This is a genomic window from Nocardia sp. NPDC049935, assembly GCF_055586645.1.
The window spans coordinates 1-23744 of record NZ_JBVJHV010000011.1 but is presented as its reverse complement, the minus strand read 5'-3'; the positions used below and the strand labels follow the sequence as shown (position 1 = coordinate 23744).

Below are 23744 nucleotides of genomic sequence, written 5' to 3'. Positions count from 1 at the left end.
GTGCACCTACACCGGGCGAATATCGGCCGGATGCTGCGCGAGAAGTTCCGCGAGCCGACCAACGCGCTCGCCTACGCGATCGCCGAGAAGATCGGCGACGACGCCGAGGTCGACGAGTACACGACCGACCGATCGGCGGCCGGTGTCACGGTGCCGGCGCATCGGCAAACGGTCGATGGTGCGGTTACCCGCGCGGTGGGTGCGCTCGGCCTCGAGGTGCGCTCGAAGCCGTGAAGCCGTACCGGCGCCCCGCGGACCCGGCGAAGGTCGCGAAGAACTACCTTGCCGGTGTCCTGCCGCCGCTGGTGGCCTCACCGGCGCCGACGTTCGGGCTCGTGGTGCCGGCGGACTGGACGAAGACGAAGCCCCCGCACCTCGTCGTGTTCGACGACGCCGGTCCGCACCGGTGGCCGGTCACCACGCGGCCGACGCTGCGCGTCACGGTGTGGGCTTCCGGCCGCGACCGCGGGCGCGAGATCGCCGAACGCGCGTTCGGCGTGCTGATGTCCCATCGCATCCCGGGCATATCGACGATCACGAATCCGACGCTGTTCGTCGAGGGCATCGACCCCAGTAACCACGGCCTCACGGTCTCTTTCACCGTGACCGCGCAAGCCCGCACCCTGCCGGGCTGAGCGCGGCCCCCATTCCTACCTGCCCCTTTCGGGTGGGAGAACCACGCGCCCCGAGTAACCGCTCAATCCTCACGAAAGGGGACGATCCGTGTCTCTGACTCGCAATCCCGACATGGTGCAAATCTTCGCCGACGCCGCGGTGTTCGTCGGTAAGACGCTCACCCCGACCCGCCCGTCGTCCATCACGGCGGAGTTCGATACCACCTGGGACAACGCCGGAATTCTCAACGGCGACAGCGGTATCACCAATGCTCGCGAGTGGGACGTGACCGAGCATTTCGGGTGGGGAATTGGCTTGTACCGCAAGGGATACAAGAACTACAAGGAAAACCGGGTGTTCACCTGCCTCGAGTCGAACAACACGACTCGGCGGATCGCGCACCCCGGATCGAGTCAGACGCAGATCATGGTTCCGCGGCCGGGCCGGTTCGCGCTCGCGTTCGAGTTCATCAACGATATGGGCGTGCTCGAACGGCTGTTCCCCGAGCGGCCGGCCGAATGCTGGATCCCGAATCTCGATCGGAACGAGTCCGACCCGACCGGGCACGAGATCACCGCCGATATCTTCGCGACCGGTTCGGGTCTGCTGTACACGCGGCAGTACACCCCGATCAACGAGGTACAGCTCGTCACGGTCGCCAATGCCACCGACGGCACGTTCACTCTCGCCATGCCGGGCGGCACCCCGACCGCGAATCTCGACCACGACGCCGCGGTCGCCGCGGTCGAGGATGCGCTCGCGGCCATCCTCGGCGCCGGAAACGTCGAGGTCGCCGGTACACCGGGCAACTACACCGTGAGCCTGATCGGCGAGTACGCCGGGCAGGCGAACGAGTTGCTCATCGCGAACGATTCGGCCCTTGTCGGCGAGGACGCCGGGGTCACCGTCGCCGAGGTAATCGCTCCCTAGTCGCGGCGCGGGGCCGGAGTTCTGGCGTGGTTCGCCGGCCCCCGTCGCTTCCGCAACGCAACCGCGCCGGAAGGGGAACCGCGCCATGTCCCACCGAGTACCCACCGAATCGGAGATCCGCGAAGCCGCGAAGGCCGCCGACCTGGCCGACGAGAACGGCAACTACCCGCAGCGCGAACGCGCTCGCATCGCGGCGGCGATCGTCGAGGCCGACCAGATTCGGGCCGACGAAGCCGACCCGATGACCGGCCCGACCGCGGAAATCCTCGGCCGGTTCGACAACGAGCTCGCCGAGGCGGGCGTATGCGGCGAAGCCGCGGCCCGCGCACTCGGCGCCGCCGCGGCTCATCTGCTCAAGACCAAAGGCCTCGAATTGAAGGAACAGGAGTAACCACGCCATGGCCACCACTCGAAGCACCAGCGCCACCGCCAAGAAGGCGCCCGCGCGCAGCACACCGCACAAGCCCGCCGGGGTGAAAGAACCGCAGGATCATTTGCCGCCGGCCGCGCAGCGCGAGGGAGAGGGCGGCAAGTACGCCACCGTCGAATGGGGAGGCCTGACGTTCTCGGTACTCGCCGACCCGGACGATTGGGACTTTTTCACCGTCTCGGCGCCGCTTTCTCAGGGCAACATCTCGCAAGGCCTGATCGGCATTCTCGGGAACAAACAGGTGATGGAGCTCCGGAAGAAGTTCCCGCGGCTCACACAGGGCGAAGCGCGCGAGCTGTACGACACCATCGGCGTGACGCTCGGATTCGGTAAGTCGGGAAACTAACGGCCGAGGTCGCGCGCCTCGGTATCGATGGCGCCAAGCCGGGCGCGCTCGTCGAGTTGGTGATCCTGCTCGGCGGGCTGCCCGATGGCCTGGTGTCCGTGCTCGCGATGGTGGCGCGCTACCCGAACGCCATCGAGCGCGACCTCGCCCGTATCTACGGGATCCGCTACTCCGACCGCTGGCGCCGCGACGAGCACGGCGGTCGACTGCTCACGCTCCGCGAAATCTGGGTCCGGATCGAGGCCGATGTACCGGCCGACTCGTCGCTCGTGATCGCCACCAACGACGGTCGGCCGCGGTGGACGCAGACCGACTACCTCATCGCGGACCTGTGGCAGGTGTGGACCGGAAAGCCGCACTACGCCCGGCCGAAGACCGAGAAACAGAAGAAGGCCACCGCGGCGCGCAAGCGTGCCGAACGGCAGGTCAACGCGCGGTTTGCCGCACGAAATCGGCGGCTCATGGCCGGGAGCACCAACCGGAAGGGGTGAGGTCTGATGGCGGACAACGACGCAGCATTCGGATACACCACCCTCCAAGTCATCCCGACCGTGGTCGGTGCACAGGCAGGCCTCGAGGGACAGCTCGCGGGCCCGATGGTCGCGGCCGGTCGCTCGGCCGGGCAACAGGCCGGCGAGGCCATCGCGGGCGGCATCGAACAGGCACAGGCCGCGGTCGACGCCGCGACGACCAAGCTCGCAGCGGCACAGGACAAAGTTGCCGATGCCGCGGGCAAGGTGCGCGTCGCCGAGCTGAAATTACAAGAGCTCCGCGACTCCGGCCGCGCCAGCGCGGCGCAGATTGCCCGGGCCGAGGAAGCACTCGAAACCGCGCGCCGCGGCGAGACCCGAGCCGCGGGCGCGGCCGAATCGGCGACCCGCAATCTCGCGCAGGCGCGCGAGCGGCTCGACAATGCCACCGATGAGGCGGTCGAATCAGAGAGCCGATTCGGCGACATGCTTTCGGGCTGGTCAAGCCGGGCCGGTGACGCAACCAAGAGCATGGCCGGACTCGCCGCGGCGACCGCCGGCGTCGGCGGCGCCATGGCCACCGCGGCCGAGGCGATCGGGCGCGAGGCGTCCGTCGATGTGCTCGCCGCGCAGCTCGGCGCGAGCGCCCCGCTCGCCGCCGAATACGGGCAGATCGCGGGCGAGCTCTACAACAAAGGCCTCGGCGAATCGTTCTCCGACGTAACCGGCGCGGTCGGTGCCGTGCAATCCGCCTTTGCAACACTGGGATTCGAGGGCGAGCGATCGATCGATGCCGTGACCTCGGACGCGCTGAACTTCGCGAAGGTGTTCGGCACCGAAGTGCCCGAGGCCGTGCAGGTGGCCTCCCAGCTCGTGAACAACGGGCTCGCGAAGGACAGCACCGAGGCATTCGACCTCATGACCGCGAGCTTTCAGCGCGTGCCCGCAGCGATGCGCGACGAGCTTCCGGCGATTCTCAATGAATACGGGACCCACTTCCGCGGCCTCGGATTCGACGGGCAGGAAGCCTTTACGCTGCTGGTCGATGCCGCAGGGCAAGGCGCATGGGCACTGGACAAGACCGGCGACGCGCTCAAGGAATTCACCCTACTTGGGTCCGATATGTCGGAATCGTCGCAGGCAGCCTATGAGGCAATCGGGCTCGATGCGCAAGCGATGTCCGATAAGGTCGCGGCCGGCGGGCAGGGTGCACAGGACGCCCTACAGCAGGTAGCGGCCGGCCTGATGGGTGTCGAGGGCCCGGCCGAGCGCGCCAATCTGGCAATCGCACTGTTCGGTACACCGGTCGAGGATCTGGCCGTCGACCAGATTCCCCAGTTCCTCTCGGCCCTCGCGGGCGGCTCGAACTCCATGGCCGGATTCGCGGGCAGCGCCGAGGCGATGGGCAACACCGTCAACGACAACACGGCGGGCGCGCTCGAACGGGTCAAGCGCGAGATACAGGGCGGTCTCGTCTCCGCGCTCACCGATACCGCATCGTGGTTCGAGCAAAACCGCGGCGTCGCGGTCGGGCTCGGTATCGCGCTCGGCGTCCTGGTCGGCGGGTACGTCGCGGCCCGGGCCGCGGCGATGGGCTACGCCGTTGCGCAGGGCATATCGGCGGCGGCGACGGGTGCCGGTAGCGCCGCACTCGCGGGCAATACCTTGGCACTCGGCGCGTACACCATCGCGACCGGCGTAATCCGAGGCGCGACGATGGCCTGGTCGGGCGTCCAGTGGCTACTCAATGCCGCCCTGTCCGCGAATCCCATCGGCCTACTGGTCGTCGCCATCGGCGCACTGATCGCCGGTGTGGTACTCGCGTACAAGAATTCTGAGACCTTCCGCAATATCGTCGATGCCTGCTGGAACGCGATCAAAGTCGGCGCACTCTGGGTGTGGGACAACGTACTCAAGCCGTTTTTCGACTGGTGGACCGGCAATTTCAAGAAGGCAGGCGAGATCGCCTCCAGTCTGGCTGATGCGGCAATCGAGATGAAAGACCGGGTGGTGTCCGGTCTCGGCGACCTGATCAGCTGGATAACCGGCATGCCGGGCAAGATCCGGACGGCGGCCGCCGGTCTGTTCGATGCCATCCCCGATGCCTTCAAGTCGGCGCTCAATTGGCTTATCGGCAAGTGGAATTCGTTCTCTCTCGGGTTCGATTTCAACATTCCCGTGATCAACCAGCGGGTGAGCTTCCAACTCGATACCCCGGACCTGCCCACCCTCGCGGGCGGCGGTGTGGCGGGGCGCACGAAGTCGGGCCAGCTGTGGGGCCCGGGCACACCGACCAGCGATTCGATTCTCGGCGTCGATGCCCGCGGCATCCCGACCGCGCTGGTATCCACCGACGAGGGCGTCGTCAATGCCGCGGCGATGGCGCGCGGCGGCGCCGAGCTCGTCGCGTGGCTGAACGCCGGCGGAGTGCCACCGCTGGAAATGCTCCGCGCGATGCTGCCCGGCCTCGCCGGGGGCGGCCTGGTCGACGTGCAGAACTGGGCCCGCGGCGAAGTCGGCAAGCCCTATGGCATGGGTGATACCGGCCCGGGCTCGTGGGACTGCTCGGCGATCGCGGGCGCGCTGTGGGCGGTGGCGACCGGCAAGAATCCGAATCAGCGGTATTTCACCACCGACGCCGATTTCGGGTCGATGGGCTGGCGCCCCGGCCTCGGCGGTCCGAATGACCTCAGCATCGGTACCAACGGTCTCAGCGGCGCATCCGGGCACATGGCGAGCACTGTCGGCGACCTCAACGTCGAATCGAATTCGAGCGACGGCGTAGAGGTGGGCGCAGGCGCGCTCGGCGCGGCCGACTTCGCGAACCAATGGCATTGGCCGTTCGGCGGCGACCCGGGCGGCGCGCTCGGCACCGATGGCGGGCTCGGTTCGGGCACCGGCGCCGGGGCCGGCGGGCTCGGCGGGGCGGCCTCGGGTGCCGGCGGAAGCGCCTCGGACGGGTCCGCCGGCGGCGCCTCGGGCACTCGGCCGGCCGGGACCGCGGTACCGGTGTGGGTGGACAACTGGCCCGACAACTTCGGGGCGGGCGGCGGGTCTGCGCCGAGCTCGCCGAGCACCCCGTCGACCGGCGCGGCGGCATCGTTCACCCCGGGCGGCTCCGTCGATGGCCAGTTCGACCAGGAAGCCGCGGTCAATACCGCGCTCGACAAGGCGCGGACCGGTTTCGCCGATGCCGGCGCCGCGTTCTTCAAGGGGCAGCTCGACGCGACGCCGTTCGGCGGCGCGATCGCCGGAATCGAAAAGCAGATTTCGAACATTCAGATCGTCGTCGCGGACGTGTACGAGGCGGTCGCAGTGATCCGCCGCGAGGACGCACGTAAGGCCATGGCGCCCGGAAGCCGGTTCGGGTGAGCGGCGATATCGCGGTCGAGCTCGTCGGGTGTGACGGGTCGCGGTGGGTGATCACCGGCGGCGGCGAGGGCGTGCAGCTCGGCACAGACAGCGGCGGCATGTACCGCGGAGCGGAGGACTAGCCGCGTGGGTGTGTACGTCAAGGCCGAGCTCTACGGGTGCGACGGCTCGTATTTCTGCCTGTCCGGTGAGGGCGCCGGCGACGAGGGGGTCGTACTCGGAACGAGCCCGCTCGGCATCTATGACGCGCCGGTGAAGGTCGGCATGAAGCGCGGTGCTTTCGAGGTCGGCGGCAAGCCGGGCAAGATCGACCGTCCGTACCGCGAGATTCAGCTCGGACTCGGCGCGTCCGGCGACGATCCCGAGGAGTGGGCCGAGAACGACTCTCGGCTCAGGATGGCGTTCGATTACGAGCTCGACCCGTGGGACCCCGACGCACAGTTCGCACAGTTCAAACTGACGACGCCGCGGTCGGTGCGGTGGCTCGATGTGCTGTTACTCGAGTCCCCGCTCATGGCGCTCGACACCGACCCGTGGGACTACGGGCATTCGCTACTGCCGGTGACGCTGGCGGCCGGGCAGCCGATGTACAACGCCGGCACCTGGACCGGCGACGACGAGCACCCGGCAGGGTGGCAGCTCAACGGCGAATCGTCCGGCTCGGGTGAGGTCTGGGTCTGCAATCCCACCGACCGGCCGATGAATCAGGAGTGGATCATCTCCGGCGACGGCGTAGCCGTACTGCCGGATTTCTCCTGGCGCGGCCCCAAAGGTGCGCGCGTCCCGGGTGTCGATTTCCGTACCGGCAAGGACGACAGCGATCGGACGCTCATCCTGCCGCCGATCGACGAGACCAACGGGCACGGTGCCCGCGCCTACGTCGAACGGCTCAAGCTGCCGCTCGTCGATGTGCTCGACACGAACCTGTCGGCGCTGCTGGACGGTAACCGCTTGCTGTATCAAATCCCGCCTTATACGCCCTGGACGGCGTTGCCGGTCTCGGCCTACGACGTGACGAGCGAGACGTTCGGGATTCTCTGCAAACAGCCGCGTTTCTGGTCGCGCCCGTGGGGACTCGAGAGGCTCTGACATGGCTGTGATGACCGCCGATGTTCTCGCCGAATGCGAGGCGATTTGGGAGGTCACCGAACAGCACGAGCGGCAGCGCCAAGCCGCGCGCCTCGAGGCACCCGAGACCCGGCTGTGGGATGGCGACTGGAACCTACAGGGCTGGCTCGCCGGTGAGTACCTCACCGATATCGAGTGGGTCGACAACGACACCGGAGCGGGTGTCACCGAGATTCCCTGGGACTCGTGGGCTGGTCAGTGGATATGGGACGAGTGGGGGCGAATAGAGCGCGGCGAGAAGCGCAACGTTCACATATCGATTGATACCCACTGGAACGGCGCGAGGTGGACCGGACGCCTCGAAGATGTCTCTCCGGAGAAGCGCGAGGACGGCACCCGAGTTCTAGTTGTCCACTGGCTCAGCGATTTTGAGACGCTCAAGTGGTACACCGTTTGGTCGAACGCGTTCCTACCTGCGGCTTTCCAGTGGCCGCGCATTTTCTGTCTGGCCGGCGGGGCCCGCTGGTGCCTGCTTTTGGCGCTGTTCATGCAGGTAATGCGCGACGAGCTCGGCCGCGGTGGCCTGCTGTGGTCGTTGCCCGACGATCCGCTCGACCCGTCGACATGGGGCGGCAGCCTGGATATGTCGAACTGGTCGGTTGTCGTGAAGCCACACAGCTTCATGGACGACTTGAACGACGGAATCCTCTGGTCAATCCTGATTTCGCGGTTCAAGAACTGGTTCGATATCGCGAAGCCGATCCTTGAAGATGCCGAACTCTCGGTCGTCTGGCGGCGGTTCCTGCCCGGTGACGAGCCCCCGATTCCGGGCCAGACATTGCGGCCGGGCGCGCTGGTTATCGACATCGAAGACCGGTCGGGCCGGTACCTCGGAACCTCGAACGGCGGCACCATCTGGGATGGTCTCGCGTTCTCGGTCGCGCAGTTCGTCTCGGACTTCATCGACCCCGTAGTCGATGCCACCACCCCGGTTGACGTGCCGGGCTACAGCGTTCCCGGCCTGCTGTTCTCGCACCCGCGCCGCCCCTATGTGATTTGGCTTGAGGGCGACGAGACCGGCATTCAGAGATCAAAGCTCACGCGCCGACCCGCCAAGGGCACAGTCGTCACGGTCGGCGGGCACTCGATGTCCGGCGTCAATGAGGCGCTGGAAGTAGCCATAAATCTGGCCGGCGACCTGATCGCCGCCGCCATACTCGTGCCCCCCATTGGGGGCGCCTTGGCGGCGGCCATCATGCCGCTGTTCCGAGACACCATCCTCGCATGGATGTCTGTGAAATCGCTTGAGCGAGCACAGAATTCGGGATGGTCTCGCTACTTTGAATACTTCCAAGACGGCGCCGATCGCGCCTACACGCTGCAATCGCTACTAGTGCTACGCGCCGGTTTCTGGGCCACAGCGACGAAGTTCTCGGCGAGCGTCGACGTGGGCGACGGGTCACCCTGGATCCTCGGCGACCAGGGCCGCGGGCATTGCTGGGTCGGCGATCGCGTCGGATTCGGGCTCATGGGCGACCGGACCGGCCGCATTCACGTCGACCGGATCAAGCGCATTCGGATGCGCTACAGCGATACCGAGCCGCTGGGATTCCTGCCCACGATCGGCGACGACAGCGCATCACGCGACCCGGCGCAACGCGCCATGGAAAAGCTTGAGGGTGTTCTCGCCGGTCTGCATGACCTCGGCGTCTATTCCTGACCTCCACTCACCACGCCACGAGGAGGAATCGTGTCCGCTCAGCTCGTCTACTGGCAGGTGCCGCGCCGCGGCCGGGACCTGTGCCGGCCGTGCTCGGAAGTGCGCTCGGCGGTCATGCCGAAACAGACTGCGCTCGCGCTGTGCCTGGTCGGCGAGATCGCGCAGTACGACGAGTGCGAAGACGACTGCGATCCGGAGACGCACCTTCCGGTGCGGTACCGCGGTCGCGTGATGGCGGCGCCGCTGATGGCACTGCGGTCGGTGGGCTGAGCCGTGCCGGAACCTACCTGTACGTGCGGCGTGGTGGGCTGTCCGTGCCCGGTGTGTCACGTGGTGTGCGGGCTCGATCACTCGCCGACGCTGCCACCGAACAGCTTCCCGGTCGCCGAGCTCTGCAACCCGCATTGCCCGGAAGAGTCCTGGTTACCGTCGCTGGTCGGGCTGCCCGGGATGAAGGGCGCATCGATGGTGCTGCCCATTGCCTATCTCAAGCAGTGGTCAACGCACCTCTACAACTGGGGCGGTCCGCCGAATCCCGCAGTTCGGCGCACGTTCTACCACCCGCCCGAGGCCGGCGACCTCAATCCGTCCACCGCGGCGGGCGAGTGGAAATCGACCCCACCCGAGGCGAAGCCCGACACCGGTATCGACATCTCGATGTTGTCGGACGTGATGCAGGCCGAGATAGCGCGGCAGGTCGACGAGAAGCGCGCCGCGGTAGCACCGCCGCTGCCGTCGAAACCGCGGGCCCGGGTGGGGCGCGTAACCCGATTCGACCCGAACGAGCACACCGTCGCCGAGGTGCTCGCGCACCTGCGCGCCGCGAGCGATTTCGAGGTCGCGCGGGTGATCGGCATCGAGCGCGAGACCAGCAAGCGCGCCGGAATCCTCAAGCGGCACAAGGAGGTCTGAGCTATGTCATGGTCCGGAGATCCGGTCTGGCTCGCGGACGTACTTCGCGATGCCGGTTTACGAGTGCTTGAGCATGACGGCTGGCGCCAGCGCGGGCACGGCGACTTTCTCGACATCCGCGGCGTGCTGTGTCACCACACCGCCGGAGGTGGGCCGAACGACTGGCGCGTCGTACAAGAAGGCCGGCCCGGCCTGCCGGGCCCGCTGGCACAGCTCGTACTCGAGAAGGACGGCACCTATCGCGTGATCGCGGTCGGTGTGTGCTGGCACGCCGGGCATGGCAGGTGGCCGGGCTGGCCGACCGATAACGCCAACTTTCACACGATCGGCATCGAGGCGGTTTCCGCCGGCGTCCGGAACAAGGCGGGGCTCTGGGACTGGACACCTGAACAACTCGACGCCTACGAGCGCGGTTGCGCCGCCATCCTGCGCCGCATCGGCCGCGGGGCGAGCGATTGCGTGGGGCATCGCGAGTACTCGAGCGAGGGGAAAATCGACCCGGCAGGCATCGACATGCCCACGTTCCGCCGGGGTGTTCAAGGACTCATCGACGGAAAGGGCGGCGGCATGTCGTTTCTCGACGAGAAGATCACCAACTACCACGGTCAACAGGTCACCGTGGGAACCCTGCTCCACTATCTCGACAAACACGTCGGGCTCACCCTGGACCAGGCCGCCGGGTCCGGAACATCTCGGGGCGCGGACTTCCCCGGGTGGGATTTCCTCGGCAACCGCACCACCGCCGAGGCGCTCGGCGTCATCGGCGCGGCGCTGAAAATCCCGGGCTTTCGGGATCCGCACGCGGACGGCGGCAAGAAGTGATCACCCGATGGTTGCGCAACGAGCCCGTAGTCGCGCGGGTCGGTACGGCAATCACCCTGATTGCCGCGTGGCTCGTCGGCCGCGGGCTCATCGACGCCGATACCGCCGAACTGATCGCCGGTCTCGTCGTCATCCTCGCTGGCGGCGGCGCGGTGGCATGGGCCCGCGCCAAGGTATGGCCCGAGGAGAAGGTCACCGCGGCGACTCAGACCGCGGTCGAGCACATACGCGAGCGCATCCGTGAGCAGTTCGGCGACCAGGGCGCCGCGGTGCTCGATGACGTGATCGCCAACGTCGGCGAGTACGTCGGCGAGTACGTCGGCCGGCACCGACTACCGGAGCGCGACGAGTGAACGCTCACCGGCCCGACATCGAGCCGGCCGTCGCCGCATCGTTCACGCGGCTATCCGCGCTCGCGCTGCTGGGATTCGCCGCGGTATACGGCGCGATCACCATCGCGGGCGGCCCGGAGCGGTGGACATCGCCGGCCTATGAGGTCGCGCTACAGGTGCCCGGCGCCCCGGAATCGTGGGGCGCGGTGCTGCTCGGCGCCGCCCTGATGGGATTCGGCGGATTCGCGGCACGCGCGCTGCCGGTAATCATGGTCGCGTTCGGCATATGCGCAGGTTGGGCAGGCTGTTTCGCCTGGTGTATCGGCCTGGTCGCTGCCCGCAATCCCGGTGTCGGGTGGGGCGGCGTGGCTACGTGGGTGTTCCTGGCGATCATGTATGCCGCGTGCACTGCGGCCGGGGCCGGGCGGTTCCATGCGCCTGCCTGAGCGGCTCGGCGAAGTGCTCGACGGCGAATCGGTGCGGCCCTATCAGGCCTTGATGTACATCGCATATTTGGTCGGCGGAATTCACGCCCTGGCGGTCGGTGCGCTACCCAACGCCGTAGGCCAGACACTCGGGCCGATCGCGCATATCGGGTGGCTCTCGCTGATCATCGGGGGCCCGCTGCTGCTGCTCGTCGGACGATGGGCCGAGCCCCGCAACATTGTTGGTCTGTGGCTACAGCTCGGCGCCGATCTGGCGATCGCCGCCGCTTCGCTGCTCTACGTGGTCGCGCTGAGTCGGACTCTCTACGCCGGTCAAGCCACCTTCGCAATGTGGGTCGTCCTGTTCCTGGCGTTCTGCGCGCTCGCGCTGGCTGCGCGCGGTATCCGCAGGATCCGCGCCGTAACTCAGGTGGTGAGGAGGCTCGATGGCTGAATCGTTGACCTGGGGCAATCTCATCGTTGGTGGCGGATTCTCCGCGGTGCTCGTCGCACTCATCGGCGGGCTTTTTCAGTGGCGGATGCGCAAGGCGGACTATGCGCGGGCGCTCGTCGAGACCGCCGGAAATTTCGTCGAGCGCGTCGACAAACGCAGCCGCGAACTCGAGGAGCGGCTCGGCGAGTTCGAGGTCAAGGTCGACCGGCTCGACGGGCGAATCGATGAGCTCTCCGATTTGATTCGGGCGGCAATCCCGGTGCTGATCACTGCCGGGCAGGAGGCCATGGTCGCGCAGATGCGCGAGGCCTTAGCGCGAGGTCCGGTGTAAGCCTTGACCTCGCCAGACGGCTACAGCCCCGACGAAAGAGTCGAGGATTTCGCCGCCTGGCAGGCGATGACGCAATCGACCGCGATGTCGCAGATGTACGGCCGGTTCGCGCCCTCATGGGAGAACGTGCAGACCGTTGCGCACGGCACCTATAACAGCGTTCTCGACGATCACACGCAACAGCTCGCGGACCTCGAAGCCGCGTTCCAGCAGATGATCTTGCAGGGCAACGCATGGGTGTTCGTCGATGGCGAGACCTGGACGCCCACCGAGGGCGTGCTCTCGCTTGAGGTAATCCTCATCGGCGCAGGCGCGGGCGGGGCCGCTGGTCGCTGGGATGTGGTTGCGGCCAACCGGTATGCCGGCGGCGGCGGTGGTGGCGGCGGCGAAGTACACACCACCATTCCCGCAAGCCTTCTACCGACCGACTCGAACGGGCACTTTCTACCGATCACGATCGGCATCGGCACAGGTGGGTCGGGCGGCGCAGTTGACGCCGGTTCGGGCACGGGTGGCGGAAATACCACCCTCGGCGTATGGCTTACCGCCGGCGGCGGACAGGGAGGCGCCGCCCGGACGGGCGCGCAGTTGGGTACCGGCGGCGGCAACGGTGGCGCCGGCATGATCCCGGGGGGCCGGGGCGCGAATGTTGGAGTAGGCGACGACGGCGGCAACTCGACCAGCGCGTACTCGCTGAACGGCGGCGGTGGCGGCGGTGGCGCCGGGATACTCAGCGAAGTATCGGGCGTTTCCACGGCACCGAGTTACGGGGGCATCGGGGGAATCTCGCCGGGGGGCAACCCCGGGCAGCCTGGCACGGCGCCGTCTTCTGTCGTGGCCACGGGTGGCGGTGGCGGTGGCGGCAGCGCCACGAGTACATCAAGCGGCGCCGCGGGGGCGTACCCGGCCGGCGGCGGGGGCGGCGGGGGCGGCAGCATCGGCGGCCCTCGCGGCAACGGCGCTCGTGGGGGCAACGGCATCGCGTACGTAATCGAGCGGTTCACGTAATGGCCAACGCGCTATTGACCATGCGCGTCTACACCGATTCGGACATCTGGGTAAGGCCCGAAAAACTGGTTCGGCTCGACGTTCTCGCGCGCGGCGGGGGCGGGTCGGGTAGTTCGTCCACTGGTGGCGGCGGCGGGGCGGCGGTGCTCGTCGAGCGAATCCGGGCGGCCGAGCTCGACGAGTCCGTCACGGTGACCGTTGGCCCCGGCGGCACCGGCGGGGGCGACGGCGGCGCGTCGGTGTTCGGGCCGATCATCGCGCCGGGCGGCAAGGGCGGCAGCAACGGCGGCGCCGGCGGAATGACCGGCGGCATGCGAGGCGCGAACGGCGGCGCCGCTGGCCAACCGGGCCAGTCGGCGAGCTCGGCCGCGGTGCGGCTACTCGCCGCCGGCGGCGGCGGCGCGGGCAGTGGATCCACCGGCGGCCGGTCCGGCCTGGTCGCCGCAGGCGTATCGAGCCCGGCCTTGTGGCAGTGGTGCCAGTCGGGCGGCGGCGGCAATGCGGGACAGGCCGGCGGATTCCCGTCCGGCGGCGGCGGCGCCGGTGCTGCCGGGGGCGCCGGATGCATCGTCGTCATCGAGTACACACAGGAGGTTTGAATGGCCACGGCTACAGTGCATATCGCCACGGTCGACGGATATTTCGGGGCGGCCCGCTGTTTCCGTCTCGACCCGCCCCGCGCGTTCGACGGTATCGACCGCGAGTATGTGACCATCGTGGTACAGCCTCGCATCGGCAAACAGGCGCCCGAGGTTCGTCTCTACCCGGCAACCGAAGACGGCACATGCGCGACGCCGCAACTGCTCCGCAGGGTAGGTAGCTACACACCCGACGAACCGCTCGATATCGAGGGGTGTTACTGGCTCGCGCTGCTGAACATCGGCGGATATCTACAGCCTGAGCATGCCCTGTTCATCAAGGGCGACTGATGGCGATCAGCTGGAAACCACTTCACGAGCCGCTCAATCTGAGCCGTGGTGACTTCATATTCTCCCGAACCGCCACGTTCACGCTGCCCGAGGAGACGACAGCCGAGATCATCTGGGCAAACGGCGTCATCTGGCCGGCGACGATCGTCGGCCGAACGGTCGGTTGGAACGTGGCTGCCTCGCTGTGCACCGCGGCAATCGTGCCGCATCACACCTATTACGAGATGTTCATTCGCTACCCGGCCGCCGAGGTGGGCATCACCGGAAATTTCGTGTGGATGCACGGACGCGCGGACCGGACCCCCGTAACCACCATCTAGGAGGCCATCTTGCCTATCCGTGTCGAGAGCACCGCGAACGACTGTGCCGACTTCTGGGCGTCGCGTGGCGACGAGTACGCCCTTCACACCGGCAATCCCGGTGCGAACGGGCTCAGTAACGAGCTCGTCTATGGCGAGTACGAGCGACAGACAACGGTCTGGACACCGGCCGTCGAAGGCGTCGCGGTCGGGTCGCAGATGACCTATGCCATTCCGGCCGATACGCCGATCACTCACATGACCCGCTGGGACGGATCGACTCTGCGAGACATCATGGATATCGAGGATGCCGAGGTCACCCCGGCCGGTGAGCTCAAGGTGACACCTACCTCGGGCGGCGGGCTCTATCTGGAGTGGGTCTAGCCCGTGGGATTCCCGCGGCCCGATACCGGCATCGGACCGTTCCCGCGGCCCGATGCCGGCAAGGCTGCATTCCCGCGGCCCGATATCGGCATCGGCCCGTTCCCACCGGCCCCGATGCCCTCACTCACCAGGGCGGCCGACGCCGGGCTCGTCATGGCACCGGGCGCGCTGTTTGCCATCGTGCCGGTTCGGCTGGCCTCTGCCGGGCTCGCGCTCGACCCGGCGGGCACGACGTACGCGATCGTCGAGTTATCGGCTGACGCCGGGCTCACGATGACCCCCGCCGCGTACCGGGTGCCCGACGTAGTGATCGCCGAGGCCGGGCTCGCCATGGCGCCGGGCGCGGCGATCACCCCGGCCGCGGTCGTCACCGGCGCGGCCGGTCTCGCGCTCTCGCCGGCCGCGGGCATCGCCCGGGCGCCGGTGCTCACTGCCGACGCCGGGCTCGCCATGGCGCCGGGCGCGACGCTCGCGCCGGCATCGCAGTTCACTGCGCCGGCCGGACTCACGATCACCCCGGCCGCGGCGATCGCCACGGTAACCGAGCGCCTGGCCGACGCCGGGCTCACCATCAGCCCCGGCGGGACGATAGAAATCGTCACCGGAATTACGGTGAGCGACAATTTCAACCGCACGAACGCGACGACTCTCGGCAGCGATTACACCGTGCTCGCCACGTACTCGCCGATCATCGCGACGAACCGCGCGCAGGGCGGTACCGCGGGCCCGCTGAATGCCGCGACGGCGTACGCGGCGTACCACAACACGCCGTTCGGTACGGATTCGCACCGCATCGAGTTCGTCATCGCGAGCCCTACGGCGAACGCATCGCTCGGCGTCGGCGGTGGGATGTTCTTCCGCGGGACCACCGGCGGCAACCGTGTCGAGGTACTCGCGACCAGCACGAATATCTATATATGCACTCGGATCGGTGGAGTGTTCACCCAACAGGCGGCCTCGGTATCGACGCCGATATCGGCCGGCGCGGTCATCAAATGCGAGGCGATCGGCAATGTCTATACCGCCTATCTGAATGGCTCGTCGACACCTGTCGTCACTTGGCCGGACACCGGCGGATTGATCGGCATCGGTCCGACAAATCGAAGGTTCGGGCCGGTCGTCATCAACAACGAAAACGTGTTCGGGCTCTCGCAGTTGGGCTACGCGGTCGACGAATATGTCGCGAGCGACCTTGCCGCGGCATAGCACCCCGGAGGAGAAAGCATGGCAACCGAGGTAATCCTCAGCGCCCCGCAGACGTGGAACCTCGTCGGGCTCGGCGGCGCGGGCCCGGTACAGCCGGGCGTCGCGGCGTGCGGCTTCGCATGGGATACCGAGACTGGCGAGCCGATCGGCGACGGGACCAACGCCGTACAGTTCGGCGGGATGGTCGCACTACACCGCGACGACACCGATGTCGAGGTGCGCACCCGTATCGAGTCCGAGCTCGTGTTTCAGCTCGGCGCGTACGGCGCGGCCGAGCCGATTACCTTCCGCTGGTTGAACGCGAGCGGGTAGCGCGGTACCGGACGCACGAGCGCCCCGGCCGATACCGGCCGGGGCGCTGTTCGTCGTTTCGAGGCCTACCGGGTGAGATCGACGACGCACGTATCGACCGCCGCGACGAGCGGGTCGCCGGGCGAGATCCCGAGCGCGTCGGATGCTTTCGGGAAGCTCGACCCGTTGCGCGCCCCGCCGGTCGACGAGTACGCGGCACCATCGCGCACGATCCACACATCAGAGCGGTTCTCGGTCCGGCCTGAGCCGTCGACCGTGGTCGCGCCGAAGTACGTCGTTCCGTCCGCAGAAATCACCGTCGCGTTGGTGAGCTCGTGCCCGTTCGTGGTGAGGCCGGCCGCGACCAGGGCGACGAGCTCGGCGCTCGCCGGGGCGCATCGCGGGTCCGAGTAGGCCGGCGCGGCGGTCGACGGCGCGGGCGCCGGCGCCGAGCTGCTCGCCGCGGCCGGCGGCGCCGCGGTCACCGGCGGCGCGGCGAGCGCGGTGGTCGTCGCCGCGGGCGCCGACTGCTCGGCGTCGTCCTGGTCGCCACCGGCGATCGCGCCGACGAGCCCGCACACGACGAGTAAGCCGAGGATTACGCCGGTCACGATCAGTACGTTTCTGTTCATCCGCCTACGTTTGGCCGCGTAGTCGTCCGGTGTGGTCACGATGTCCCCTGGTCTGCTGAGTGTTCGGCGACACGATTGCGCCCCCGCTGATCGATACAGAATCGGCGGGGGCGCATTCGGCGTTTCAGGGCCGGCTCGGAGTGTCGTCGGGTTTCCATCGCAGCACATCGGTAGCGGTCACGACATCAGCGAGCGCGAGCACTGCGCGCCATACTTGCTCGCCGCGGATTTCCTCGGGCGTGAAGTGCGGCGCGACGACCGCCTCGGCGTCGTGCTCAATGAGGTGCTGAACGGCGACGAGCGCGGCGAGCCGGAGAACGGACGGCACGGTCACCGTGAACACGATGTCGAGCCCATGCCGGTCTATCAGACGTTGCAGATCCGGCGTATCAGTCTCCCGTGTGCCGACGAGGATCGCCCGCCGCCCACCCTCACCGGACACGAGGCACCTCCTCGAAATCGGCAATCCTCAGATTGGCGATGGTGTTACCGAAGTCGCGCCGCAACCGCGCGGCGTCCGCGGTGGTCGGCGGTCGCGCCGGGCCGAGCGGGTCGCCTGAGAGATGTGCCGCTATCCGGGTAAGCGTCTCGACCTCGGCGTGATCGGTCCACCAGAGCGCAGCGTTAGCGCTCGCTGGCCCGGGAATGGTCTCGGTCATCGCCCGCCGCCCCCGAGGTCGACCGGGCACTCGCGGATCGCGCACACGACGCCCATTCCGGATGGCCGAAGCTGTAGCGCGTTCGGCTGCACTACCCACGAGCGGAACATCGCACTCCGCGGCGTAGGTGAGGGCAAGGCAATCTTGGCCGACTCGCGCACGACCGACACGTCGCGCCGGAACATATCGGCGAACACCATCGTGTCATCCGGGATGTCCGGGATGACGAGAAACGTCCACCGGCACGAGCGCGGATGGGAGATGACCGGGCCCGGAACGAGACCGCGACCGTGCATATAGCGCTTGACCGCGGCACCGAGCGCGGCGGGCATGGTGACCGCGCCAAGATTCCGGCAGGCCGAGACGACGATTGCGCCGGTCTCGGGCTGGACGACCGCAGGCAACCCGCGGGAGCGATAGAAGGCGCATCGTGCGGCGGGCGTATCCCCGCCGGGTCTGTCGATGGTCACGGTCATTGCTTCTCCCCTGGTGGAGGCTAGTCCGGTGACTGGACTAGCATTAGTCCGGTGACAGGACTATACCCCCGAACTACGTTGAGGGATGGGCCGAATCGGTTATCGTTGCTGGTAATTGGGAGTCCACCGACCAGACCAGGGGTACAAATGCCGACACTCGGCGACATCATCCGGGGGCGGCGCAAGGCTCTCGGAATGGAACAGGAGGACCTCGCCGAAGCTGTCGGTTCCAACGTCCGGCAAGTCGGGCGCTGGGAGAAGGCGGGCGGAGCGGGAGGCCAAGACCCGACCGCCCCGAATATCAAGAAGCTCGCTCGCGCGCTCGGACTATCGACTGACGAGCTGCTCGGCGAGATGCCAATGGGCCTTGACCTATCCGGCCGATGGTTCGCCGCGTGGGACACCAGCCGCAACCGCGAGCCGGTGATCGACCGGCACGAAATCACCGCGACCCACCGCGGAATAGAGTTCACATTCGCCGCGACCGGCGATTACCTGTGGTCGGGAAATCTGCGGTTTGTCGACGGTTCACTGATGGGCACCTACCTTGCGACCGAGCGCGCGCGAATGTTCCGCGGCTCGCTGTATTTCATGCTCGCCCCACAACTCGCCGACGCCGCAATCGGCCGATGGTCCGGCCTATGGGCCGATGGCATGGTCGGGGGCGGATGGGGCGTCCTGGCTCGCGACGAGACCCGAGCCGGCCGACTCATGGACACGATCAAAGCCCACGACGAGCCGCTTACCGAGTGGCCCAGAGAGGATGCGGCATGACCGCCTACCACGCCTTTTCGACCGGACACGTCTACGACACCACCGAGGCCGCCGGCGTCCGCGCGGCATGGCGCAGGAGCGGCGCCACGCTCGGCGTGATGTACGTCGAGGATCCGGGCAGCGACCGACCGGCCTTGCGGTGGCCCGACGAGCCAATACCCGCAGTAGACCCCGGGCATATCGCGTTCGATCCGGAGCGGTATCCGTCGCTCGACGAGGTTCGCGAGATACTGCCCGAGTATGCGGCGCTGTGGGATGCGGTGCGCGAGGCCTACCGGGATTCGCTGATACCGGAGCGCACACCGGACAGCGCCGCCGCACAACACGCCGCATTCTTCACACTGCCGGCATAATCTCCCCCCGAACACAGCGAAGGCGCCCTAGAGCTTCCCCACTCCCGGGCGCCTTTCTGCTGTGCGGATCAGGCCGCGGCATTCACCGCCGCTCTGACCTCATCGCGGTCGACCGCGGTGTATATCTGTGTCGTCGCGACACTGGCATGCCCGAGCGCTTCCTGTACCGCCCGGATATCGCGCGTAGCGCGGTAACTGAGTGTGGCGAAACGATGTCTGAGCTTGTGCATGGTCCACCGGTTCCCGTCGCCCTGGACGGCATCGAGGGCCCGGGCACACAGCGTGCCGACGTAGCGCGGCGACAGGTGCCCGTCGTCGGCGCCCGGGAACAGAAAGCCCTCGCGGGGCGCAAACGGATCGTCGGGCGAGTGGCCATGGGCCCCGGCCCGGACGAGCGCAGCGATATCGTCCGGTATCGGAAGCCGACGATCCTTGTCGCCCTTGCCGTGCACGATCAGCACCCAACCGTCTATCTCCTCGCAGAGGTCGCGGGTGTGCACCTTGGCGACCTCGGCGCGACGAAGGCCGCACTCCGCGGCGAGCCGGAGCATGATCCGGGTCCGAGGATCCGCCGCGGCCAACGCCGAGCGGTAGACCCGATTCGGGGCCGGCCGCGGCCGAGGCTTGGCCGCAGGGACAGGAGGCCACATGTTAACCGGGTTTTCGGTTGCATGACCAGCAGCAACCCCCCAGCCCCAGAACGATTTACAGGTGTTCCGATACCCCCGGCGCGTCTCTGTTGCCCACCTCTGCGCACCGGCCCATGCGACCAACGCTTGCCCCGAAAGTGCCCATGGTCCAACAGTTTTGCCGAGCTGCCGCGCAATGTTGCGCAGGTGGTACAGTCTCGTGCTCACCGTAGTTCGAGGCATTCCCGCTGCGGATAAATGCAGCTCGTAATGTCGTAACGGGTCATCCCATGCCGTAGGTATGTGCGAGTTCATGATCTTAGTTTGACTAATTCCAGTCTTATTGACGAGAGTTTCCACGTTTAATCCTCAAGTATTTTTTGGCCACGCAAAACCGAATTACATTCCTGTAATTATCGGGGCGTATTCCGAATGGGGAATTCCGCGCCGCAACCGGAGGGGAAGGTTAGCCATAGCTACCCGGTTGCGGCGCGGCGGATCTGAGCCTTACCCTCGAATTGCTGTGTAGTGACTCAGATCACGAATCAAGCGGCGGGCAGAACGGGCGCCAGCGGTGCCGAGGCCGGCCGTCGAGAGCGCAGCGGCGTCACGTTCTCGCAGGCAGCGAAGGCATCGGCTACAGACCAGAAGGTTAGGGGTTCGAATCCCTTCGGGCGCACAGAGATCGACCCGCTACCAGCATCAACAGGTAGCGGGTCGATCTGCATAGAGGGGACGAGAGGGCAAAGGACTTACTTTCGTCTTACATTCGAGTGCTTACTTTCCTTCCGCGTACCGATCGAGCGTTGCCCGGACATCCCGCCCCCGAGTCCGACGCGGGAGGTAGTGCTGCTCGGTCGTCGAGAGCTCGGCGTGGGAAAGCTGCGCCTGGGCTTGCGCCGGCCCGAGGTCGTCTCGAAACAGAACATGGCCCGATCCCATCGCGGACCGGGCCATGCTTCGTATCGGGCTACGGTTGCCGAACCCAGCCTTGCGCTACATCGGCGAGGTTCCACCAGGACACGTACTGCTCATCGACGCTGTTCAGTGACCACGCGGACGACAGCCGATCGAAGAACGCGTCGTCACCGGTTTTGCCGCCCTTGGGCTCGCCCATGAATACCAGGCGCCGGCCACCACGCGACTCGAAAAGCTCCAACGCCTCCGACGCCATCGTGTTGCCCCAGCCGGGCGGCCAGCACAGGAACAACACCGACTCCTCGTCCAGCTCGGCGGCGAACTCGTCCACACCACCCACCGGGAACCACACCGCGGGCTGTCCCGGTGTGTCCGGGAACGAGGGATTCGCGGAGGTATTCGGCGGCTCGGAGTCGAACGCTCGCACGACCACACCCTGCCCGTCGAGCAGCCGCGCCCAATATCCACGACCGGCACCCAACTCGACCACCGTGCGCCCACCCGCGAACGTCTTCAACCACTCGAGCGTGCCAGGAGAAGAGATCGAATAGGCGTAGGCAGCCTGGAGAATCGTCTGCACAAACCCCAGCCGAACACTGCCCTTCGCGCTTCCACCGTTGACCACCAAGCGCTCACCATCGGTACCGACGGACTGACCGACGATCTCCCAATACGGATTGCCGAACTCTGTCGCACCCCCGGTCATGAAGTGCACGAACCGCAGATCGAACGCCGCGTCAGCTTCCGGGTTCCCGGTCCCCGACAGCATCGGTGCCGTATCCAGATACTCCGCGACCTTCGGATACTCCGCCGTCAACCGTGGCCCGTCATCGAGCAGCGCGGCCAGTTCGGTTCGACGTTCAGGCGTCAGCGCGAGCCCAGTCATGCACTCGATTCTTCCGCCGCACATCATGTTCCGCGAGTGGTTGCCGAATTTCGCCATACAGGATCAAGAGGCGCCGGCGCTGCGCGCCGCCACCCACCGATCCGGGATTGCCGAGTTTTCGATAACCGAAGAAGTGTGGGCACGACGAGTGCCGTACCCGGCTTACCTCCCGCAGTCGCCCACGAATCCGCCGGCACTGTGCCCGGTCGACCGGCTGTGGTCCGGTCCCCGTCGAGGTACCAGGCGACACACGTTGCGATTCGGTTCGTAGGGCCATTCGTGGCCGGTGACGTTCACCCGCTCGGGTTGGGTGCCCGGTCGTGGTCACCCGGTGTGGTCTGCTCACCTCCGAGGCCCGGGGAGTGGACCATCGTCACCACCAGCGATGCCGCTTTCGGTCACCCCGTCCGGGTCGGGCGCGCGATGTTCCCCGACCACGAATGGCCCTACGAACCCGCCCACTGCACCTGGGATGGTGGCGGCGCCTGGTACCTCGACGGGGACCTGCTGCTCTGCATCGGCTGCGGATGCGATGCCACCTGACCGGACCGGGGGCTACGGCCCCCACTTCTCTCCCGGGGGTAGACCTGTCCCGGGGGAATCGGTGCGATGGGGTCGGAATCCTGAACTACTGCGCGACCTTCGGCCGCGTGGCCCTACTGACTGGTGGCCTGCATTGTGTTCCCGGGCCCCTCCACCGTCAAGGGCGCCTACGGCGTCAGCTCCGCTGATGGCTACGCCACCCTTGACCGCGGAGCCTCTACCCGAGAAAGGCAGGCCCTATGGGGCAGGCGGGGAAGCCAGCCCCTGTATGCGCAGACCACCACTCAGCAAGGCCAGGTTCGACCTCCGCCGGGGACGGATGCTTCCTGCCATCTCCTATTCACAGAGAATTCGACGGAGGCGGATCAACCACCTCGAACTTTTCGATTATTGAATCGACCGTAGCTATCAAATCTTTAAGCCGAAGCATATCCATTTCCCACTCAGCGTTTCTCAAGTTGAGGTCATAGGAAGGTTTCGGCAGCGGCTCAAGATCAGGGACGAGAGCGCGAGGAGCTACATCATTAATGTCCGGCGGAATTGAATTTGCATGAAAAATGACCCGCCTTCCGATCTCATTCGCTATATTCAATTCAAGCTTGGGCCCCGGACGGGTGAGACCCAGTGATATCCCGAGACTATCCGGCAGAGTGGGCCTACTACTGCCGAGGGCCATGTTCCCCACGGCGACGATGCTCAATTGACGATGCTTGTCCTTACTGTTCAGTCCCTGGAGCAGCATGAGTTCCGAATCTCTCCGGTCGATCTCATCGAGCTCATTGAACGGTTGACACTCACGAAGCGCCTCCGCAGCAGCCGCCCAAGCATTGGGAACCTTACTTTTCAAGGTCTTGTTCCACTTATCTTCATCATCCACTATCGGGAAATATACGTGAGTCGCTTCCTTTGTAGAGGCATCACCTCCAGCAGTTAGGAATATCTGCCATGCAATATAGTCTAGCGCGTTTCTCAGGTTATCTAGAATATCACCACAAATAGCCTCAATCGACTCGGACGGCTCCCGAACCTTGTATATATACCAGACATCCAGAGCTAAAAGGGGATCGCTTTTCAGTGCTAAATGTATTCCATTGCCTCCTGCCCACTCCCGGATAATCACAACTAAGTCGTTCCAAAGCAGTTTCGCTCGCCGAGTCTTTATTTTCGCGTCGCTCAGATCAAGCAAGCCACACCGTCCTCATACGTAGTCAATTATGGCAACTGTTCCACAATCGAAAGTGACCCGCTATAGGTTTCCGTGGGCCACGCACCACGCGCGGTGAGCTCACCAAGGCCGCCAACGAAGGGCGCCACGCGGGAAGGCAGGACCACCACCGGATGCCCGCAAGACCAGCGCGGACACGACGTATTCGACTCGCAATAAAGAGTGCGCTACCTGCGGCCCGCGTGGGCCCTGGTGCGACTCGAAGATCCCTGAGGTTCCCCCGCATTGTTGGAGGGCGGGGTTATCAGGTTCCGGCCGGAACCGGGTGATGGTAGCTCGCCTCGAACTCATCGGGTGATCGCCAA

Annotated in this window: 33 protein-coding genes; 26 read left to right on the top strand and 7 right to left on the bottom strand. The window is 66.5% G+C overall.

Annotation, left to right across the window (positions count from 1 at the left end; translation table 11 throughout):
- Nucleotides 1-30 precede the first annotated feature (30 nt).
- The 23 genes from ACZ6SF_RS31050 (at nt 31) to ACZ6SF_RS30940 (ending at nt 16365) form a co-directional block, all read left to right on the top strand.
- A complete protein-coding gene (locus tag ACZ6SF_RS31050) occupies nt 31-234 on the top strand; it encodes a hypothetical protein (RefSeq protein ID WP_466067009.1) in 204 nt (67 codons plus the stop codon).
- Nucleotides 231-635 carry a hypothetical protein gene (locus ACZ6SF_RS31045; RefSeq protein ID WP_466067007.1) on the top strand — a complete coding sequence of 135 codons (405 nt, stop codon included), beginning with the start codon at nt 231-233 and terminating at the stop codon, nt 633-635. Before ACZ6SF_RS31050 ends, ACZ6SF_RS31045 begins: the two co-directional genes overlap by 4 nt.
- Nucleotides 636-747: 112 nt before the next feature.
- Entirely contained in the window at nt 748-1545 is a 798-nt protein-coding gene (locus ACZ6SF_RS31040; RefSeq protein ID WP_466067005.1) for a hypothetical protein, read from the top strand.
- Between the two features lie 85 nt (nt 1546-1630).
- The gene (locus ACZ6SF_RS31035; RefSeq protein ID WP_466067003.1) at nt 1631-1936 is read left to right on the top strand and encodes a hypothetical protein; all 306 of its coding nucleotides are present in this window, start codon (nt 1631-1633) and stop codon (nt 1934-1936) included.
- A 7-nt stretch (nt 1937-1943) separates the two neighbouring features.
- On the top strand, nt 1944-2321 hold the full coding sequence (locus ACZ6SF_RS31030) for a hypothetical protein (protein WP_466067001.1): 378 nt from the start codon (nt 1944-1946) through the stop codon (nt 2319-2321).
- A gap of 56 nt (nt 2322-2377) precedes the next feature.
- Nucleotides 2378-2812 (top strand): hypothetical protein, encoded by a 435-nt coding sequence (locus ACZ6SF_RS31025; RefSeq protein WP_466067000.1) that lies wholly within the window; start codon nt 2378-2380, stop codon nt 2810-2812.
- Between the two features lie 6 nt (nt 2813-2818).
- Entirely contained in the window at nt 2819-6163 is a 3345-nt protein-coding gene (locus ACZ6SF_RS31020) for a phage tail tape measure protein (protein ID WP_466066998.1), read from the top strand.
- A 126-nt stretch (nt 6164-6289) separates the two neighbouring features.
- Nucleotides 6290-7252, top strand: coding sequence for a hypothetical protein (locus tag ACZ6SF_RS31015; RefSeq protein WP_466066996.1), 963 nt, complete (start codon nt 6290-6292; stop codon nt 7250-7252).
- A 10-nt stretch (nt 7253-7262) separates the two neighbouring features.
- Entirely contained in the window at nt 7263-8951 is a 1689-nt protein-coding gene (locus tag ACZ6SF_RS31010) for a Gp37-like protein (RefSeq protein WP_466066995.1), read from the top strand.
- A 30-nt stretch (nt 8952-8981) separates the two neighbouring features.
- On the top strand, nt 8982-9221 hold the full coding sequence (locus tag ACZ6SF_RS31005) for a hypothetical protein (RefSeq protein ID WP_466066993.1): 240 nt from the start codon (nt 8982-8984) through the stop codon (nt 9219-9221).
- Between the two features lie 63 nt (nt 9222-9284).
- A complete protein-coding gene (locus ACZ6SF_RS31000; protein ID WP_466066991.1) occupies nt 9285-9863 on the top strand; it encodes a phage gene 29 protein family protein in 579 nt (192 codons plus the stop codon).
- Between the two features lie 3 nt (nt 9864-9866).
- Entirely contained in the window at nt 9867-10685 is an 819-nt protein-coding gene (locus ACZ6SF_RS30995) for a peptidoglycan recognition protein family protein (protein WP_466066989.1), read from the top strand.
- Entirely contained in the window at nt 10682-11038 is a 357-nt protein-coding gene (locus tag ACZ6SF_RS30990; protein WP_466066987.1) for a Pam3-gp28 family putative phage holin, read from the top strand. Before ACZ6SF_RS30995 ends, ACZ6SF_RS30990 begins: the two co-directional genes overlap by 4 nt.
- Complete coding sequence (locus ACZ6SF_RS30985; protein WP_466066985.1) at nt 11035-11463, top strand: hypothetical protein; 429 nt, start codon at nt 11035-11037, stop codon at nt 11461-11463. Before ACZ6SF_RS30990 ends, ACZ6SF_RS30985 begins: the two co-directional genes overlap by 4 nt.
- Entirely contained in the window at nt 11450-11896 is a 447-nt protein-coding gene (locus ACZ6SF_RS30980) for a hypothetical protein (protein WP_466066983.1), read from the top strand. Before ACZ6SF_RS30985 ends, ACZ6SF_RS30980 begins: the two co-directional genes overlap by 14 nt.
- A complete protein-coding gene (locus ACZ6SF_RS30975) occupies nt 11889-12227 on the top strand; it encodes a hypothetical protein (protein ID WP_466066981.1) in 339 nt (112 codons plus the stop codon). The genes ACZ6SF_RS30980 and ACZ6SF_RS30975 overlap by 8 nt, the downstream gene beginning before the upstream one ends.
- A 3-nt stretch (nt 12228-12230) precedes the next feature.
- Nucleotides 12231-13235 (top strand): glycine-rich domain-containing protein, encoded by a 1005-nt coding sequence (locus ACZ6SF_RS30970; RefSeq protein ID WP_466066979.1) that lies wholly within the window; start codon nt 12231-12233, stop codon nt 13233-13235.
- Nucleotides 13235-13834 (top strand): glycine-rich domain-containing protein, encoded by a 600-nt coding sequence (locus ACZ6SF_RS30965; RefSeq protein ID WP_466066977.1) that lies wholly within the window; start codon nt 13235-13237, stop codon nt 13832-13834. The genes ACZ6SF_RS30970 and ACZ6SF_RS30965 overlap by 1 nt, the downstream gene beginning before the upstream one ends.
- Nucleotides 13835-14164 carry a hypothetical protein gene (locus ACZ6SF_RS30960; RefSeq protein ID WP_466066975.1) on the top strand — a complete coding sequence of 110 codons (330 nt, stop codon included), beginning with the start codon at nt 13835-13837 and terminating at the stop codon, nt 14162-14164.
- Complete coding sequence (locus tag ACZ6SF_RS30955) at nt 14164-14484, top strand: LtfC-like domain-containing protein (protein ID WP_466066973.1); 321 nt, start codon at nt 14164-14166, stop codon at nt 14482-14484. The genes ACZ6SF_RS30960 and ACZ6SF_RS30955 overlap by 1 nt, the downstream gene beginning before the upstream one ends.
- Before the next feature lie 9 nt (nt 14485-14493).
- Nucleotides 14494-14847 carry a phage tail fiber protein gene (locus tag ACZ6SF_RS30950; protein ID WP_466066971.1) on the top strand — a complete coding sequence of 118 codons (354 nt, stop codon included), beginning with the start codon at nt 14494-14496 and terminating at the stop codon, nt 14845-14847.
- Between the two features lie 3 nt (nt 14848-14850).
- Complete coding sequence (locus ACZ6SF_RS30945; protein WP_466066969.1) at nt 14851-16053, top strand: hypothetical protein; 1203 nt, start codon at nt 14851-14853, stop codon at nt 16051-16053.
- Between the two features lie 18 nt (nt 16054-16071).
- On the top strand, nt 16072-16365 hold the full coding sequence (locus ACZ6SF_RS30940) for a hypothetical protein (RefSeq protein WP_466066968.1): 294 nt from the start codon (nt 16072-16074) through the stop codon (nt 16363-16365).
- Nucleotides 16366-16430: 65 nt separating this feature from the next.
- Here the strand turns inward: ACZ6SF_RS30940 and ACZ6SF_RS30935 are convergent, their stop codons facing one another.
- The 4 genes from ACZ6SF_RS30935 to ACZ6SF_RS30920 all read right to left on the bottom strand — a co-directional run bounded on the left by ACZ6SF_RS30935 (nt 16431) and on the right by ACZ6SF_RS30920 (nt 18111).
- Nucleotides 16431-17015: a DUF2510 domain-containing protein gene (locus tag ACZ6SF_RS30935; protein ID WP_466066966.1), complete on the bottom strand. Its 585-nt coding sequence runs from the start codon at nt 17013-17015 to the stop codon at nt 16431-16433.
- An 85-nt stretch (nt 17016-17100) separates the two neighbouring features.
- Nucleotides 17101-17418: a hypothetical protein gene (locus ACZ6SF_RS30930; RefSeq protein WP_466066964.1), complete on the bottom strand. Its 318-nt coding sequence runs from the start codon at nt 17416-17418 to the stop codon at nt 17101-17103.
- Nucleotides 17408-17635 carry a hypothetical protein gene (locus tag ACZ6SF_RS30925; RefSeq protein WP_466066962.1) on the bottom strand — a complete coding sequence of 76 codons (228 nt, stop codon included), beginning with the start codon at nt 17633-17635 and terminating at the stop codon, nt 17408-17410. The genes ACZ6SF_RS30930 and ACZ6SF_RS30925 overlap by 11 nt, the downstream gene beginning before the upstream one ends.
- Nucleotides 17632-18111 (bottom strand): DNA-directed RNA polymerase subunit beta, encoded by a 480-nt coding sequence (locus ACZ6SF_RS30920; protein WP_466066960.1) that lies wholly within the window; start codon nt 18109-18111, stop codon nt 17632-17634. Before ACZ6SF_RS30920 ends, ACZ6SF_RS30925 begins: the two co-directional genes overlap by 4 nt.
- Nucleotides 18112-18258: 147 nt before the next feature.
- On the opposite strand from ACZ6SF_RS30920, the gene ACZ6SF_RS30915 reads away from it, so the two are divergent.
- Both ACZ6SF_RS30915 and ACZ6SF_RS30910 read left to right on the top strand, forming a co-directional pair.
- The gene (locus tag ACZ6SF_RS30915; protein ID WP_466066958.1) at nt 18259-18885 is read left to right on the top strand and encodes a helix-turn-helix domain-containing protein; all 627 of its coding nucleotides are present in this window, start codon (nt 18259-18261) and stop codon (nt 18883-18885) included.
- Complete coding sequence (locus tag ACZ6SF_RS30910) at nt 18882-19238, top strand: hypothetical protein (protein ID WP_466066956.1); 357 nt, start codon at nt 18882-18884, stop codon at nt 19236-19238. The genes ACZ6SF_RS30915 and ACZ6SF_RS30910 overlap by 4 nt, the downstream gene beginning before the upstream one ends.
- Nucleotides 19239-19306: 68 nt before the next feature.
- Here ACZ6SF_RS30910 and ACZ6SF_RS30905 read toward each other — a convergent pair whose 3' ends face one another.
- Nucleotides 19307-19888 carry a tyrosine-type recombinase/integrase gene (locus tag ACZ6SF_RS30905; RefSeq protein ID WP_466067248.1) on the bottom strand — a complete coding sequence of 194 codons (582 nt, stop codon included), beginning with the start codon at nt 19886-19888 and terminating at the stop codon, nt 19307-19309.
- A gap of 949 nt (nt 19889-20837) precedes the next feature.
- Nucleotides 20838-21671, bottom strand: coding sequence for a hypothetical protein (locus ACZ6SF_RS30900; RefSeq protein ID WP_466066955.1), 834 nt, complete (start codon nt 21669-21671; stop codon nt 20838-20840).
- A gap of 279 nt (nt 21672-21950) precedes the next feature.
- Here ACZ6SF_RS30900 and ACZ6SF_RS30895 point away from each other — a divergent pair, with 279 nt between their 5' ends.
- A complete protein-coding gene (locus ACZ6SF_RS30895; protein WP_466066953.1) occupies nt 21951-22214 on the top strand; it encodes a hypothetical protein in 264 nt (87 codons plus the stop codon).
- A 340-nt stretch (nt 22215-22554) separates the two neighbouring features.
- On the opposite strand, the gene ACZ6SF_RS30890 is transcribed toward ACZ6SF_RS30895, so the two are convergent.
- Nucleotides 22555-23400, bottom strand: a complete 846-nt coding sequence (locus ACZ6SF_RS30890) for a hypothetical protein (RefSeq protein WP_466066952.1) — start codon at nt 23398-23400, stop codon at nt 22555-22557.
- Nucleotides 23401-23744 lie beyond the last annotated feature (344 nt).